The organism is Desulfogranum japonicum DSM 18378 (assembly GCF_000429945.1).
Taxonomy (GTDB): domain Bacteria; phylum Desulfobacterota; class Desulfobulbia; order Desulfobulbales; family Desulfobulbaceae; genus Desulfogranum; species Desulfogranum japonicum.
In genome coordinates this window covers 111,771-128,498 of the sequence record NZ_AUCV01000004.1, presented here as the reverse complement: position 1 = coordinate 128,498, position 16,728 = coordinate 111,771, and the positions used below count along the sequence as shown (strand labels likewise).

Genomic DNA, 16,728 nt, shown 5'->3' with positions numbered 1-16,728 from the left:
AGGCAAGACTACTCTGCTGCAATTATCTGCATCAGGTTGCATTGTATGTAATCACTTGCTTTCATTTACAATTTTCTCTTTTGGCGCGCTTCGAGCAGTGGCGTTCGATCAACATTTCTTGCAGGTCAAGAAAAACAGGCATTGCTCCATTGATATGCTATGCCGCAGTGGACTACTGCGTAAAAAGAGCGTGTTTATGGAGATGATTTCCGATTTTATACAATAAGGCACAACACGTGGCAAAAAATATACTCATTATTGATGATGACCAGACTCTTTGTTCAATGATCTCCGGACTACTGGATACATCGGGCTACACCACGCAATACGTTCACTGTCTTGATGATGGGTATGACAAAGCGGTTAACGGTAATTTCGACATTATTTTGCTTGATGTTCAACTTCCCGACGGTGACGGTCTGGAAGATATGCCACGTTTTGCTGCCGTTTCATCACATCCGGAAATAATTATCATGACCGGGGACGCCGATTCAGACGGTGCTCGTAAAGCTATTGAATCCGGAGCATGGGATTATCTGGAGAAAGTGAACATCATCAGGGAAATCATGCTGCCCGTAACCAGGGCTTTGCAGTACAGGGAAGAAAAAAACAAAATTGCTACCACGCCTGTCATTCTGCAGCGTAAGCATATCATTGGTGACAGTGATGCCATCACTAAAAGTCTGGAGCAGGTAGCTTTTGCCTCGGGCAGTGATGCTGCTGTACTCATAACCGGTGAAACCGGTACGGGAAAAGAGGTGTTTGCCCATGCCATCCATGACAATTCAAAAAGACGGGATCATAACTTTATTGTAGTGGATTGTGCGGCGCTGCCCTCAACCCTGATTGAGAGCACCCTGTTCGGGCATGCCAAGGGGGCATTTACCGGTGCGGAGAAGGAGAGTAAAGGGCTGATTGTCCATGCCGATGGAGGCACTCTGTTTTTAGATGAAATAGGAGAGTTGCCATTGGACATACAGAAAAAATTTCTCAGGGTGCTCCAGGAACAGCGCTACAGACCAGTGGGGAGTACAATGGAAATATCCTCGAATTTCCGCGTCATTGCCGCTACCAACAGAAATCTCGAAACCATGGTGGATAAAGGGGAGTTTAGAGAAGACCTGCTGTTCAGGCTCAGATCTTTTTTTATAGAACTTCCACCCCTTAGAGAACGGAAAGGAGATGTGCCTCAGCTGACGAAATACATTCTGGAAAAACTGTGGAAGCGTCAGCACCTGGCGCCCCAGGCCATAAGCGGTGAATGTCTGGACTATCTGGAATTGTACGACTGGCCGGGCAATGTGCGTGAATTGCAGCAGACACTGGAAGAAGTTGTTGCCCGATCCCAGGGCCATCAAACTCTTTTTGCCTTTCACCTCCCTGGGCGAATTCGTATCAAGGCGGCCCAATCTAGCTTAAACGCTGAACATATTCCCGCCTCTGGAAGCAAAAAGCTTTTTGCCACAAGGCCGCAGAAATGGAAACAGTATAAGGAGGATATGGAATCTCAATACATCAAGCAGCTCATGGCCTATTGTGAAGGTGATGTTAAATCAGCATGCGAAGTCTCGGGAATATCCCGGGCAAGATTATATGAGCTGTTGAGAAAAGAGACAGCCGGTCCGGAAAAACAGACAGTCTGATTTTTCAGACTGTTGCTTGTGTTCAGGAGTTTTTCTTTGTTTGGGTCGCAATGTGCTTTAATAGCATTGTTTTTTTATCTTTTTTGCCGTCGAGCTTACCAGCTCGACACGTTCCGCTTTTTGAGAAACAAAATTTTCCTGAGGCCGTGATTGTCTGGCCATTTTCTTCATAAGGTGTTTTTTTTATAGAGATTTTATTTTTTTTATAGGTTCGCTCTTCTAATTGGCACATTTTCTGTAAGGAAAGGTGCAGTTGTTGGATTTAAGGTATGGATAGAAGTATGAACCTCTTCTTTTACAGTATAACAAACAGCGTGCAAAGCAGCCGTGTGCTTCTTGAACTGCAGCGTAAGATTACAAACTGTAGTATCAGGGAAATGCCTGCAGGAACAGGGTTTATCGCTCCTCTTTCATTAGCTTTACGCAGTGGTGATGTCGTAATCCTGCACGTGCTGAATATCAGGGAACTTCAGTTTCTCATGGGACTGAAGGACGACTTTGAATGCTTCCGGAAGATTATCTGTCTGGAAGACAGCGATCCTGATAATGTGCTGTTGTCCTTTTGCCGTCAATTCAGTCCCAGGCATATTGCCTATGGGAACAATGCGGTCCAGGAGACCGTAGCTGTGGTTGAAAAAATGTTTGCCGGTAGTTCGAAAATCAACTGAGTTGACGGCAAATATCTGACGTGTCCTGAAACTGGGAAATGTCAGAAACAAAAAAATATGTTGTACTGTAGAAAGCAGAGTCAGTTGTAAGCGGATGCCGTCACAGGGTCTCCACCCCCCACCCACCCACCTCCACCCAAACCCCGGAGTTTTCCTGTGACGGTTGAGGCTTCTGTCTCTTCTCGCTCCTTTTGGTGACCCAGTCCTCACCACTTCCTCTTGTAAGAAATAACGTCACTGCTCACAGTATACCTGATCTGTCCACGACCAGCCTGGCTTACGTATGACCTTCACTGCATCAGTCTGTTTGCGAAAACTGCAGGTACCTTTAACCAGTTACACATGCGGGATGCTTTCACCTGTATTCATTGTTCATGCTTTCAGTGCATGGTGCATCATCAGCAATCTTTAGATGTGACTCGAGTGCCTTTTTCTGAAGAAAAATGCGATTCTCACTTTTCTTGCTTCATTGTTTAGACATCCCCTGTGCTATACTGAATGAGAGGCCGAGTTGGTGGCTGCACCGCTCAACAGTCATATACCTCAAAGATAGGATCCGATGAGAGAACATGTAGCAAAGCAGAATATCGTGGATATACTAGTGGTGGAACAATCAGGAACATCTTTTCTTGAACAGGTTCAGGAACTCGGCTTGAGCGCCGATCTGGAAAAAAAGTGCATGGACGCCGAATTGTTCCTGAAAACTGAAGATACATATGGAAAACATCTGTACCTTACAGGGGAAAATGAAAAAGAGCTTGCAACTGAAGTATTGCTCATGCGGCACAGATTCACCGAGCTGGTGGCCTCAAATGTGGTTTTCCGCCAGGCAGCATTGACAATCATTCAAAATATTTATCTCTGCAAAGAAAGAAAAATTTTCTTCAGTACCTCCCGTGGCTCGACGGAACAGGAGCGCCAGGAGGCTCTCAGGCTATTCAGCCAGCCTTTACATCAGGTTTCGATTCCTCTGGAAAAGACGCTTCAGCATCTCATTCTTGCAAGAATATGGGCCCGGATCCTTTACAAAGCTGATCATGAATGCCTGCAATCTGCTGCCTTCAAAGAACTTGAAAGAGTAGTAATGGCGTTGAATACCCTGAGAAACATTTACATGTTATTGACTATACGACTGGTTTCAAAAATAACCTCGCGTATTAATTCCACCTATAGTCAGTCCATAACCAGCGAAGATGCCTCCCAAATTGGCACTTTTGGAGTTGCCAGGGCCGCTTATCGTTATCATCCTTCCTTTGGTGTTCGTTTTTCCACGTATGCTTCACGCTGGATACTCAAAGAAATTCAAAGGCAGGCCCTCCACAGCCGGCTGATTCGCATTTCAACATCCCTGGTAGAAAAAATTTCCAGGGCAAACAGGTCTGGTGACGGCCAGCAAGAGAAAGAAGCCCTGCATACCTTGGCAAGAGCCACTGTGGCACTTGGTGACCACCCAGACTTTCTCGATCAGTATACATCGGATGATCCAGCCCACTCGACTGAGCAGAAACAGATGAGTGAAAAAATGTATGCTGCCATCGATATGGTGCTGACCCCAAAATCAGCGGATATCATCAAACGAAGATATGGAATAGGTCCATATCATGGCCAGCCCCAGTCCATTATCCAGATCAGTGATGTCTATGGCGTGACCAGGGGGAGTATTTATCAACTGGAAAAAAAAGCTCTTGCCACATTGGCTGTACAGCTGTCCGATGGAAAGATGAAGACGAAAAAAAACAGATCTGCTGTGGCTTAGCCTGCATCCCCTTTATTTGCAGATCTTCTGACTGATTGCAGTTGCATGATTTTTTCCTGCCCCTTACGTATGGTCCGATGCAATCACCCTGCTTGCGAAAATTACAGGCATCTGTAACCCGTCACACAATGCAGCGGAATTTCAAGCTGACCTATCTCGCCAAAATGGATTTGTCCAATCTTATGTATTCAGCGGGTTCAACGATTGCTCCCAACATGAAGTTGTTGGCAAACAAATTCAGTTGCACTTGGTTGGTCGTGTGTAAGCTGTTCCGATGGTGTGTATGACACAACCTTCTGTCCGGGGTCATGTAAAAAAGTATGGCTGCATTTCGTTAATACTCATAAAATGATGAGAAATGAGGGCTTGTATTGTTTGTAGCCCTGAATTTGAGTAAAGTCCTGATTACAATTCAGATACCGGCTATATATCCCCTTTCGCATCCATTGTTTTAGACGAGATGGTTACTATGTTTTTTTTACGAAATTGTTTTGTATCACTGTGTATAGTACTTCTTTATTCAAGTCTCCCATGCCTGGCAACGGAGTATAATGTCGGCCCTGACAAAGAATATACCACAATAGGTTCCGTACCATGGGAAAGCTTGAATCCTGGAGATCACGTATACATTCACTGGCGAAGCACAAGTTATAACGAAAAATGGGTGATCGGCAGAAGTGGAACAGCCAGTGCGCCTATCGTGGTCAGCGGTGTGGCAGGTCAGGACGGTCAGCTGCCGGTCATTGACGGGCGTAATGCCACCACCAGACAGTCGCTTGATTTTTGGAATGAAAAACGTGGTCTGATCAAGATCGGGGGCTCAAACATTCCTTCAGAACCAATTCCTTCGTATATCATTGTTGAAAATTTGGATCTGCGGTCTGCACGGCCTCCCTATACTTTTACAAATGCCTCCGGTGGCCAGGAAACATATGCGAATAATGCTGCTTCGTTTTATGTTGAAATCGGACAGCATATTACCATCAGGAACTGTCTGATACATGATTCCGGTAATGGTATTTTTGTCGGGGCCAATAATTGGAACACGCAAGATATCCTCATTCAGGGAAATGCCATTTATGATAATGGGATAGAAGGCAGCTATTATGAACATAATACATACACAGAAGCGCTTCGAATTACGTATCAGTACAATTTTATGGGAGCATTGAGATCCGGTGCAGGGGGGAATAACCTCAAAGATCGTTCCGCCGGGTTGGTTGTACGTTATAACTGGATAGAGAACGGTAACAGACAATTGGATCTGGTGGATGCCGGACATCCTGATACGTTGACCGATGAATCTGTCTATAGGAAAACATATGTATATGGCAATATCCTGAAAGAGGCGGACAATGAGGGGAATAGTCAGATTATTCATTATGGTGGCGACAGTAATGATACCAGCCGCTATAGAAAGGGTACCCTGTATCTTTACAATAATACGGTGATTACCACCAGGTCCGGCAATACGACTTTGCTCAGGCTCTCCACCGATGACGAGTTCGCCGATGTGTATAATAATATCCTCTATCCAACGGCAGATGGTTCCCGTTTTGCCCTGGCGGAGAGCTCTGGACAGATCAAGATCAGTCATAACTGGTTAAAAGACAATTGGCGTGTCTCCCACTCCAGTTTTGGAGGAACGCTTACAGATCTGCAAACGAGTGTTGTTGGGGTGAGTCCCGGTTTTATTGATTTTACGAAGGGAGATTATCATCTGCTCTCTACCTCACCTTGCAGGAACGCAGGCAAAGCATTGGATACGGATGTACAGGCTCTTCATCCGGTGTCAAAGCAGTACAGATATCACAGGGGGGCCGTAACTCGGGGCAATGACGGCATTCTGGATATCGGGGCTTTTGAGTACTCTGACTCAACACCGGGAGATGACAGTGACCAGGGAAACAGCGGTTATGGTGGTGCCGGAATCATGTTACTGCTTCTGGATTCAGAGTAGCTTGACATTGTGCCTGGGGTAACGTAGAAATATTGACTGCTAACCCATAACAGAGAAGATAACTCGTGCCTGCCTGTAATTGGTCTTTTTCGAGACTCATTTCCTGTTTATCTACATGTGAACAAAAATAGCCGGTTACTGGGAGGCACCAAATACACAGCCAAGCAGGAAATATAACTGTGTGATCCTGACTGTCCCATTCGGATGCCTACCAGTTTGAGGTCTCAACGGGATATTTTTCTGTGGCTGACGAGCCGGTTGCGAATGAATATAAAAGCTTTCGATGTAATGTCTGCAAGCTTGCGACTGGGTACAAAGATAGAAGAATTGAGATGTATATGAGTAATACGGATTTCAAGCTAATGCTTATTGGTTTTGTAGTGTTGCTGTGTTTCTTTCTGCTTTTCAGGCGCTCCATACTGCATGCGCTGCAATTAGAGGGGAAATTTGCAAATATTTTTTATATGACTGTTGTCTTGATCATATCTGCTTTTTTTTCAGGATATGCCCCTGCATTGGCAGATCTTATGAAGGATGAGGTTGATCAGGACCAGATCAAAAGCACCGTAACTCAGGAACTGCAGCAGGATGGATTCGGTGAATCCGAACATGTCACCCTCATTGTTCCCAAGCGCCTTGCCAGGAAATCAGAGAATGCGATTATTGTTTTTCATACATTAAACGGCAGGGATCTGCGAACCTGTATGCAAGTCATGAATGACGGTAATATATATACTGTGCAGGAGGTTGAAACAGAAGAAAACAGCTCTCGATCACAAGGAATTCCCAGCCGCAGTGATCATCTCTGGCTTAATCTTGAATAGGGCGGGATCATTCCCGGTGAAAATCGGTTCTGTCATCCGCCTGCTGCAAAATGTATTCAACAAACACGGCAGCTACAGGGGAAAGTTCCCTGTTACGTCGCTGAATAAGGTAAAATGGGCGTTGCATCTGCATCCCTTTCAGAGGGCGGCCAACCAGGCTGTTATGGCGAATATCTTCCAGAATAGCCCGTAGGGAAAGTATAGAGATACCTATGCCTGCTTTAATGGCCTGCTTTACTGCGGCGGTTGTCCCGATTACCGCGACCTCCTGCAGGCTGTTTTCTCTGTATCCCTGCTGTTCCAGAATACCGGCGATGACCTTGCGTGTGCCGGAACCATGTTCTCTGAAAATGAATGGTTCCTGGAGGAGGTCGTCAATGGTCAGCTCTTCTTTTTTTGCAAGTGGGTGATCTGGCCGCATAACCACAGTCAATTCATCTGCAAATACCTCGGTCCATGCAAGGGAACGTTCGTTCCAGGTAGCTCCGATAATGCCAAGATCATATTCTCCTGCAATAACTTTTTGAGCTATGGTACGGGAGTTGTCAATATTAATGTTGGCTTTTATTTCGGGGTGGGATTCAATGAACCGTCCCAGTAGATGCGGCAGGATGTATGTACCAGGAATGGTGCTTGACCCAATGAGAATGCGGCCAATCAGATTGCCGCTGAATACCTCTATGGCCTGCATGGATTCTTCCTGGAGGCGGATAATCTTCAAGGCGTAATTATAGAGTAATTGCCCCACAGGAGTCGCTTCAACCTTGCGGCCAAGGCGATCGATCAATCGTTGGTCAACCTGTTGCTCCAGGCTTCGAATATGCTCGCTGACTGTAGGTTGAGAAATCATGGCCCACTGTGCGGCTTTGGTAAAACTTTTATATTCAACAACCTTGCAAAAAACTTCAAGTTTCCTGATATCCATTCTATCGTCCTTGCTCGGTAATATAGGAAAGCACCCGGTTCAGGGTAAAAGAGGGGTAACATATCGTATCGTTTTTTTCGATTTCTACAATTACAATATCTTACAGGAAAAGTCTGTTGTTTTTCAGCGTATTGGCAAAGTTATCTGGATATAAACGCGGCGTTCTCGCTGTGCAATGCCATGGCAAGGCCAGAGAAACGATGTACGGACCTCTTTATTCCCCATGCAAATATTTTATTTTCCCCAAGGATTGAAAGATGTTTTTTTGCCCTGGTTATGCCGGTGTAAAGCAACTCTCTGCCAAGAAGAGGCGTTTCCCGCGAGGGCAGGACAAAAAGGACATGCTCATATTCGGATCCCTGGGATTTGTGTACAGTAATGGCATATGCCTGCTCATATGCCGGTATCTGCTGCAGGGGGTAGTTGAGAAAGGTGTTGTCTGGTCCCTGAAACCATGCATGCAATCTTCCCTGGGCATTCTGCCAGAGAACACCGGCGTCGCCATTGAAGATGTTGAGAGCGTAATCGTTTTTCTGGATCAATATGGGCATACCGTGAAAGGGGCTGTCGAGCTGTTTGATCAGACCTTTATTCAAGAGATGCAGGCTCACCAGGTGGTTGCATCCCTGTACCCCGTTTTCTCCTCGCTGCAGTGCGCAGAGAATACGGGAACGCTCCAGTCTTTGTAGTGCTTCTTGCGGGGTTTTGCAGGCAAAGAGAGGCACAAAGTGACTGTCTGCAAAAGCAGTAAAGTCCTTTTCTGCATTGCCGGGAGATAGTGCGGCAATGTGATGAAGATCACCGGTACCGGCCAGGAGGCAGGTTTTGGCCGTGTCTGCGTTTCCTGCCAGCACCGATGCTGCCAATGTGCCGATTCCTGAATGGGCATCAAAGCGATAACTATGTTGTAATTCTATAACGGCATCCCGCATCCCGTTGTCTCGTTTTACCGCCGATGAACAGCTGTTCAAGCTACAGATGTCTGCAAAGAGATTGCCGGCTTCCACAGAAGCAAGCTGGTGCCTGTCCCCTAATAACACGACACGGCAATGATCGGGAAGCGCCTCAAGCAGGGCTGCCATCAGAGGAACATCTATCATTGAGGCTTCATCCACCATGAGCAGGTCAATATGAAGCTGGTTGTGACGGTTATGGAGAAATTTTCCATCCATGGGAATGACCCGTAACAGACGGTGAATGGTATGGGTCTCTTCTGGAATATAGGGTTGGAATTCGCTGCTGAGTTGTGTTCTTGCCTCAATGATGGCTTCTTTAAGGCGCGCGGCTGCTTTACCCGTGGGGGCGGCCAGGCATACCCGCAGCGGTTTTTCTGCGGTAGCACCTATGGCCGCCAGTATACGGGCTGCGGTGAATGTTTTACCGGTACCTGGGCCACCAGATACAATCAGGAGCTGGTTTCGTACCCCCCTTGCCGCGGCCTGTTGTTGTAAATCGGGATGATTTCCTTCTGTATGCTTGGGAAAAAGAGCATGGAGCACCTCCGCAATTTTTACAGAATCTCCCCCTGTGAAGTGGGCGGCACGGTTCAGCAGTCCCCGGGCAATTGTCTGTTCATATACATAAAAGCGGAAAAGGTAGAGGTTATTGTTTCGGTCAAGCAGCAAAGGGGCAACTTCACCAGGGGGGGCTGCTACGCCGCTGCTGAGAAGTACCTGTTGGAGGACTGTAGTGTCCATGTGCTCGAGGCCAAGGGCAGCCATCTGGTCAGCAAGTACCTGGAGCGGCATACAGACGTGGCCTGCGGCAATCCCCCGGGATACAAGAGCTCCGGCCAGGGCAACACTGTCCTGTTCATTTCCCCGGGCAAGTTTTTGAATGAATACCCCTGCCTGGACATCGATCAGGCGCAGGTGGCCTTGTCTGTGGAGTTCAGATAAAGAAAATTTCATAGCCGGACGTACTCATGATGTTTGCAGGTTGCATAAAATATTCCCATTTTTTTTAAGAGCCGGGAACTAACTGTGGGAGAGATCAGGCGATTCGCTGAAACAGCTGTCCAACGCCTGGATCAATCCTGCATCGGGTTGGGTAAAAAAGATGCCGGGAGAGTCTTGCCGGGTAGCATCCATCCCTCTGAGAAAAAGATAATATACTCCCCCGAAGTGTTCCTGATAGGAGTAGTCGGAAAGGCGGAGCCGCAGGTAGCGGTGCAGGGCAACGGTGTAAATGAGGTATTGGAGATCATATCTATGTTGTTCTATGGCCTGTTGTAATGCTGGCTGGGAATAGTCTTCCAGATCGCAGCCCAGGTAATTGGATTTGTAGTCAGCTATAAAATACCGGTTATTATAGGTGAAAATCAGATCAATGAATCCTTTCATCAGGGCGGTAATCTCAACGCTGCCAATGGAGAGCGCAGGAAGATTCCACTGGTTCAGAATATGGTTGAACTGCTGGAGAGACATGGCATCCACAGGGAAAAGGAAGCCCATCTCGGCTATCTGCTGCTCGTTTGTCAACTTTTTTAAAGGACAGCTATTGGGGAGTGGCGCTGCAACAACCTGTTTGAGCCATGTTGCAGTGAGCTCCTGCCATTCCTCGTCAATGCCTGCTTTGCGTAATTCAGCCGCAATTATCTCATTCCAGGTTGTCGTTGTTGCAGAAAAATCAATCTGTTCCAGTATGTTATGGAGGCAGGTGCCTGCAAAGGCCCCCTTGGGAAAGGAAAAAGGAGAATGGATGATCTCCGGTTCGGTAACTTCGGCAGGTCTGCTGCCTGTTGGTTTCCGTAATTCATGGTCATCCAGTTGAGCTGTCAATCTGGAGTAACTGGTGGTTTCCGTACTCAATGTTATGCGGCCTGTGAAGTCGGCTGCGCGCAGCTCATTCCCGGTATTCTCCTGTTCTATTGCAAGAGCTGGGGCACTCTTCCATCCAGGTTTTACAGCAAGCAGTTGTTCCTGCTGGTTGAAAAGGGGATTCATCGTCAACTGCAGTTGATCAATGTCCTGGAGCGCCTGTTCCGGTAAATTTGGGAGCAGGGAAAACAACGGTGCGTTTGCATAGCCGAGAGCCCAACCGGCACAAATAAAGCAGGCGTAACGGGCTCTTGTTACCGCAACATAGAGCAGTCGTCTCTGTTCGGCCAGTTCTTCCTCCCTTGCCAGGCGGATGTGTTCCCGATCTGTTGCCAGCAGGTCCACTGTTGCAGTAAAGGTCTCACGATCATGGAAAAGCAGCGGTCCCTTGGGTGAAAATGAGTGTTCCCGCCAGAGAAAGGGGAAAAAAACAATGGGATATTCCAATCCCTTGGATTTATGAATGGTGACGATCTGTACCAGCCGTTCATCATCTTCAAGGCGAATCTGTTGATTTTCAACAGTGGAGTCAGGCCGATGCCGTTGCTCGGCAAACCAGCGCATCAAACTGCTTTTACCATGGGCAGTTGCCGGGGATGTCTGTAGTAACTCGGCCAGATGCATGAAGTTGGTCATTAGTCTGGAACCATCCAGGCGGGCTGTTATACGCTGTACGACATCCTCACTGCTGATCAGGTACTGAAACATGGCCATGATCCCCTGCTGATCCCAGATCCTGCGGTATGTGAGGAGGCGATGAAGTATAGTGTTCCATTCAAAGGCATCCCCATTTACTGTTTGAATGGCTGTCGCGTTCATGCCAAACAGGTCTGTTGCCAGAGCAGCCCTGACACCGGGGCGATCAGAGGGATCAATGATGGCAGAAAGAACCGTAGCGAGCTGGTCAGCCTCTCTGGTGAGGAAGACAGATTCCTGGCTGAAAGCCACACTTGTGATGGAGAGACGAGACAAGGCCTGCTGAATGAGTTGGGCCTGACTGTGAGTCCGCACCAGCACGGCTATGTCACCGGCAGAAACGGGCTCTGTATTGATCAATGCTTCGCCAGCCAGTCCCTGGGCAAGGAGTGTGGCAATGCTGTTGGCAGTAGCTTCAGCCGAAAGTTGATCTCCGGTGGCCTTGTTGAAAGATTTTTTCAGATCTGCAGCCCCAGGTGTCGGATGGAGGAGCAACATGTTCAGGGGTACAACCTTATTCCCTGAGATGGTCAGGCGTTGTTCCTGGTTTTCCGGGGCGGGTTCCACGGTGGTAAACGGGATGTCTGTGCTCAGGAATGGGTCAGGGCGGGAAAACAGGCTGTTTACTGCACGCACCATGGGACCGCAGGAACGATAATTGGTAACCATGGTGAACCTGTTTTGTGCAATGGTCGCTCGTCGAGCCTGCACATAGGTAAAAATATCTGCTCCCCGAAAGGAATAAATGGCTTGTTTTGGGTCTCCTATGAGGCAAAGCCATTGATGTTCTACGCACTGGTGAATCTGAGAAAATATACGGTATTGCAGGGGATCCGTATCTTGAAATTCATCGACCAGGATTGCCGGGTATCTGGTTGCAGCCTGCAGGGCGAATTGGTCGCCCAAGGTTTTGTGGTGAAGAGCACGGTGAACTTTGACAAGCAGGTCATCGAAAAAGAGATATCCCTGCTGCGTTTTTCGTTTTTCCAGCTCATCGTGCAGATAGGTCCTTGCCTGCACGATGGTATCCGCATAGCAAAGTTGTTCGTACCGTTCATGGAGATCAGAGAATTCTTCAAAAAAAAGAAAAAAATCGTGTTCTGGCGGGCTGGTGCATTTTTTCTTTACCGAAGCCGCTACAACACTCTGTTTCAGCAGATGCAGAATGCCAGGGATGAGGAGGGGCATTACAGGTTCTTCTGCCAGGGCGTCCATGGCTTGAAGAAGCTCTGGAACCTTGTCCTTGAGGCGGTAAGTTTTTTCAGAGCGAGTGAGGTCTGTATTGTTTTCCACAATGGAGCAGACGTCATCACGATGCTCTTGCCACATGGAGCAGAGTTTCGGAAATAGGATGTGGAGTTCCTGCCTGAGCCGGGTAAGAGCCGCAACAATATCATCAGGTATAAGCTGGACTCCATGGGTCGCCAGTGTCATGCTGACAGTGTTCAACAGCTCTTCCGGTGATGTCCAATGGCTTGTGAACCAGGTTGTCATGTTGCGATCCGCAGGGTAGAGATGCAGCCGCCAGAAGTCCTCCATGATTCGCACGCGAAGGGGAAGCTCCTGTTCAATGAATTCCGCCTGAAACGGCGTTCCTGTTTCAAAGGCATTATCCTGGAGAAGCCTCTGGCAAAATCCGTGGATGGTAAAGATGGCCCCCTCATCCATGCGCACCAGTGCGTCCGTGAGCAGCTGCCTGGCTTGGGATTCTGGCAACCCTGCAAGCAGGTCCATTAATTGCGGTTCAGCAGCCTGCTCGCCATTCAATGCGTCCAGAGCGTCTCTGATGCGTTGACGAATTCGGCTGCGTAGTTCTTCTGTGGCAGCCCTGGTAAAGGTGACAACCAGAATCTGATCCACCGGGAGCTGTTTCTCAAGCAGTAAACGCAGGTAGAGAAGGGTCAAGGTATAGGTTTTGCCCGTACCTGCACTTGCTTCAATCAGGCAAGTTTGTTCCAGGGGAAGGGTATAGGGGTCAAGCTTCTGCATCATCACACCTGTGAGCAAGGATAGGCTCAAAAAGAGTTGCCAGATCAAGGGATTCCCGTTCAAGGACAGGTAATGTCTCCGGGCCGAAGATAAGCAGGTAAGCCTCATCTTCACCTTCTCCTCTGGAATAGTATCCTCCCTGCCATTTTTTCAACATCTCGGTTTCTCTTTTTCCCGGCTTTGCCTGCATCCCTGCAAGGCTGCTTTCAGGGAAAAAGGGAAGGGGACGTTGTTGTCCAGCCTGAAACAGGTCCAGCAGGTGCCGGAGATGTCGGGATGCATCTTCTGCGGGACCCAGGCAGAAGAATTCATCACGGCAATAGTGGATGCTGGTTTCGGGGCATTCACTCTGGTCCAGGTGGCAAAGGAAAAGATGATAGATCCATAGTTCCATCAGGGTGGCTGCTTTTAACCGACCGCTTTCCCAGGTGATCCGGCCCTTTGGATAAAGATTCCTGAGCCATCCGGTAATATGATAGGGGCCGATGTGGGTATCAATTTCCAATGGTGAGCTGGGGGAGGCTGTCAGTTCGGCAACGGTTGCGGCAAATGCAAGGCTTTCCTCCATGATATGTTCTAACTGTATCTCACCATATGATCCCTGTGGAAGGAAACCGGAATCCTTCATACGGGTTTGAACCTGAACTGAAGGCGTGTTGTTCAGCAGCTCGGTGACCAGTGCATTACGGAATATGTATTGATCAAGGTTGTTCAGCAGAAATGGTTCAGATTCCTCTATGAGGATGTGTTGCTCCCGCGTCCGCATGCCCAATTGCTGTTCAAGAAAATAGCGGCAGGGGTGCTTCCAGAAGAGAATCAGTTTGTTTAGATCAATCGATACAGAGGTGACCTTATCGTTGCTGGTTAAAGAGTCCGTAATAAATTGTGCCGACGAGTCTTTCCTGTAAGCCGGTAACCAGGTGCTGGCGTAACTCTGCATGGGAGAGTCGGTAGTAAAGCAATGCCTGCTGAATGGCTGAAGGGGATGTTTCCTGGTAATAGCGCTACTTGCCGGGCTGTCGTCGGAGCTCTGAAAACTGTGGTTTATATAATCTTGTAATTCACAGACAACCGTTGCCGGGGGCGCTTCACTGTTATCCTGCTGGCTGCGGCCGATCCAGGAAATGGAGAGGCAATCACGGGCGGAAAGCAGACTTTCAAGAAACAGGTAGCGGTCATCGTTTCGCCGGTTGCGGTCACCGGGACGGGGCTTTTGTTGCAGCAGATTGAATGAGATCGTCGGTTGGCTGCGGGGAAAATTGCCGTCATGCATTCCCAACATGCAAATGACCCTGAAGGGAACGGAACGCATGGGCACCATGTTGCAGATGGTGATCCGGCCACTCAGGAAAACCTGGTCTGCAGGCTGTGTGAGCAGATGCTGCTGGAGATGATGGACCACCACAGCATACTCCACCTGCTGGGTACATCCTGCAAGTTCTGTCTGGTTATGCAGGGTCTCAAGATAATCACGAATGAGTTTAATGCCCGGCTCATCCTGTTCCTGAAGAAAAAAAGTCTGGAGGAGTTCCATCAGAGTAGATGCCCACTGGGGAAGAGCTCTGGGGATGGCAACGTCATGGCTCCACCTGCGTAGCTGGTCAATGCATTCAGCCAGGCCTCCAAGGAGGTCGGCTTCAGAGACTGTGACTGTTGACGCAGGGTAATGGCCGTTAAAACAATGTTCCGGTGAATCCAGAAAATATGCCAGCATCAGCCTGTCCAATCCATCTTGCCAACTGTTCTGAGTGTAGTTGCCCATGCCCAGTTTGTTTCGATGATTCTCATCCAGTCCCCAGTGGATGGCGCTGTCGTTTATCCAGCGGCGAATTCTGGGTAGATCAGCCCGGCTGAGATGAAAGCGGGCGAGCAACGGTTCACTTTCCAGTAATGAGAGAACTTCCATACCTGTACATTTTCCCGCCAGGATTGTCAGCAGGTCCAGAAACGTCTGTGCTGTGGAGGAAATCCCTGCAATGGACTGGTCTCTCAGGGAAAAAGGTATCTGTTGATCAGGAGGGGCGCTGTGAAACACGCCCTGGATAGCCTGGGTGTAGATTTGTATGTCCGGCGCAATAACGAGTATGTCGCCGGCTGTCAGGTCCGGGATACGTGTAAAGAGTTTGAGCAGGGTATCATGGAGAACCTGTACCTCACGTAGCGGAGAATGGCAGATATGGAATTGGAGGGAACCGTCATCCTCCAGGGGTGGCTTTTCTGAAATCTCAGTCTGTTCCCCGTCTTCCATGAACAGAATGTGATTCTGCAAGGTGGCCAGCAGGCTTGATTCTGCACGTGGTATGAAGAGTTCTTCTTCCTCCATCTGGTATTCGAGCAACTGATTGTGAAAATCCTGGGCCACGGAACCCAGAGATGCCAGCAGAGGATTTCCCCTTTCAATATAGAGGGTTTCCCTGTCGTGTGGAGTCTGAGTCTGGCGATTTCGCTGACGCGCCAGCTGTTTGTCTGACAGGACATCACCCCAATATTCCTGGCATGGGGAAAGGTGAAAAAGGTGCACCTGGGTATGTTGGCTCAGGGTGGTGAGTATTTCCAGATACACGGGAGCCAGCGAGTTCAGGCCGAACAGGTATACCTGTTCAGGCAGGTGGTGATCAAACGGTATCCGGGACAGTGTCTCCAGGGTTCGATGAATACACGCGCTACGGTGCAGGTGGTCCGAGGCGAGGGTTTTCCAGAGGGTGGCCTGCCAGTGGTTTGACTCTTCTTCTTCCCACTGTAGGAGGACATCAGGCCGAAATATCTGATACTGGTCAAAGAGGTTGCCCTGTGTGGCGGCGAGCTGGTACATTTTCAGGGCAGCATCGTCCCCGGTGACATATCCGGTAAGCAGCTTGCCTGCATCAGTAGCAAAAAATGCAGGCAAAATCTGATAAATCCTCCAGGTCAGAACTTCTCTGCTGAAAAGTTGCAGGTTGACCTCGCTTCCCATTACCTGCTCCATAAGGTTGCCTATAAACCGCCCGGGCAGGGGGAATTTCAGGTTGGCGGCAATACCTGTATGTCTGGCAAGTTTCCGTTGCACCCACTGGCCCATCCCGGGATGCTGCACGACGATATGTTCAGCAACAAGGGGAGGAGCCGGTGCCGTGGTCAGCAGGTATGCGAGTTGGCTGACAAGCGTTTCCAGTCGATTGGATGTATAGAGCATAAAAGCCATGGTTTTTTACCTCTGGCAGGTAAACTGGTCAACAGGATGCTGTTGATGGCAGAGTGGTCCCGTAAATCGGGAATCCTCTGCTTGGGCATGCTTTGTTTCAGACAGGATTTTTTTAGAGATAGAGTTCATATGTGAATGCATGAGAAAAAAGAAATCTGTAAAAGCTCTTTGTTTACAAGCTCTCCGCTGGTTGAAATGAGGGATATGAGCTGTGGAGCCATTTCAAAGGCAAAATTATTTGTGGAAACAACCAGTGTTTTGCTATAG

General features: G+C 48.5%; 9 protein-coding genes. 5 read left to right on the top strand and 4 right to left on the bottom strand.

From position 1 onward, the window contains the following. Positions 1-236: 236 nt before the first annotated feature. From G493_RS0105070 to G493_RS0105040, 5 genes are all read left to right on the top strand, one after another. Positions 237-1,643 (top strand): sigma-54-dependent transcriptional regulator, encoded by a 1,407-nt coding sequence (locus tag G493_RS0105070; RefSeq protein ID WP_028579505.1) that lies wholly within the window; start codon positions 237-239, stop codon positions 1,641-1,643. Between the two features lie 281 nt (positions 1,644-1,924). Then, positions 1,925-2,311 carry a hypothetical protein gene (locus G493_RS0105060; protein WP_028579503.1) on the top strand — a complete coding sequence of 129 codons (387 nt, stop codon included), beginning with the start codon at positions 1,925-1,927 and terminating at the stop codon, positions 2,309-2,311. 589 nt (positions 2,312-2,900) lie between these two features. Continuing rightward, on the top strand, positions 2,901-4,067 hold the full coding sequence (locus G493_RS0105055; RefSeq protein ID WP_161629792.1) for a sigma-70 family RNA polymerase sigma factor: 1,167 nt from the start codon (positions 2,901-2,903) through the stop codon (positions 4,065-4,067). Between the two features lie 469 nt (positions 4,068-4,536). Continuing rightward, on the top strand, positions 4,537-6,027 hold the full coding sequence (locus tag G493_RS27870; RefSeq protein ID WP_153306433.1) for a polysaccharide-degrading enzyme: 1,491 nt from the start codon (positions 4,537-4,539) through the stop codon (positions 6,025-6,027). Positions 6,028-6,365: 338 nt separating this feature from the next. After that, complete coding sequence (locus tag G493_RS0105040) at positions 6,366-6,851, top strand: hypothetical protein (protein WP_028579501.1); 486 nt, start codon at positions 6,366-6,368, stop codon at positions 6,849-6,851. Positions 6,852-6,858: 7 nt separating this feature from the next. Here G493_RS0105040 and G493_RS27865 read toward each other — a convergent pair whose 3' ends face one another. The 4 genes from G493_RS27865 to recC all read right to left on the bottom strand — a co-directional run bounded on the left by G493_RS27865 (position 6,859) and on the right by recC (position 16,461). Next, the gene (locus G493_RS27865) at positions 6,859-7,776 is read right to left on the bottom strand and encodes a selenium metabolism-associated LysR family transcriptional regulator (protein WP_035273658.1); all 918 of its coding nucleotides are present in this window, start codon (positions 7,774-7,776) and stop codon (positions 6,859-6,861) included. A gap of 140 nt (positions 7,777-7,916) precedes the next feature. Beyond that, positions 7,917-9,686, bottom strand: a complete 1,770-nt coding sequence (gene recD, locus G493_RS27860; RefSeq protein ID WP_051309020.1) for an exodeoxyribonuclease V subunit alpha — start codon at positions 9,684-9,686, stop codon at positions 7,917-7,919. A 66-nt stretch (positions 9,687-9,752) separates the two neighbouring features. After that, the gene (gene recB / locus G493_RS27855) at positions 9,753-13,343 is read right to left on the bottom strand and encodes an exodeoxyribonuclease V subunit beta (protein WP_205623637.1); all 3,591 of its coding nucleotides are present in this window, start codon (positions 13,341-13,343) and stop codon (positions 9,753-9,755) included. Beyond that, on the bottom strand, positions 13,267-16,461 hold the full coding sequence (gene recC / locus G493_RS0105020; RefSeq protein WP_028579500.1) for an exodeoxyribonuclease V subunit gamma: 3,195 nt from the start codon (positions 16,459-16,461) through the stop codon (positions 13,267-13,269). The genes recB and recC overlap by 77 nt, the downstream gene beginning before the upstream one ends. Positions 16,462-16,728 lie beyond the last annotated feature (267 nt).

Excerpts from the sequence above, each read along its gene's own strand:
- G493_RS0105060 (WP_028579503.1), top strand. The coding sequence starts at position 1,925 with ATGAACCTCTTCTTTTACAGTATAACAAACAGCGTGCAAAGCAGCCGT.
- G493_RS27870 (WP_153306433.1), top strand. The coding sequence starts at position 4,537 with ATGTTTTTTTTACGAAATTGTTTTGTATCACTGTGTATAGTACTTCTT.
- G493_RS0105040 (WP_028579501.1), top strand. The coding sequence starts at position 6,366 with ATGAGTAATACGGATTTCAAGCTAATGCTTATTGGTTTTGTAGTGTTG.
- G493_RS27865 (WP_035273658.1), bottom strand. The coding sequence starts at position 7,776 with ATGGATATCAGGAAACTTGAAGTTTTTTGCAAGGTTGTTGAATATAAA.
- recD (WP_051309020.1), bottom strand. The coding sequence starts at position 9,686 with ATGAAATTTTCTTTATCTGAACTCCACAGACAAGGCCACCTGCGCCTG.
- recC (WP_028579500.1), bottom strand. The coding sequence starts at position 16,461 with ATGGCTTTTATGCTCTATACATCCAATCGACTGGAAACGCTTGTCAGC.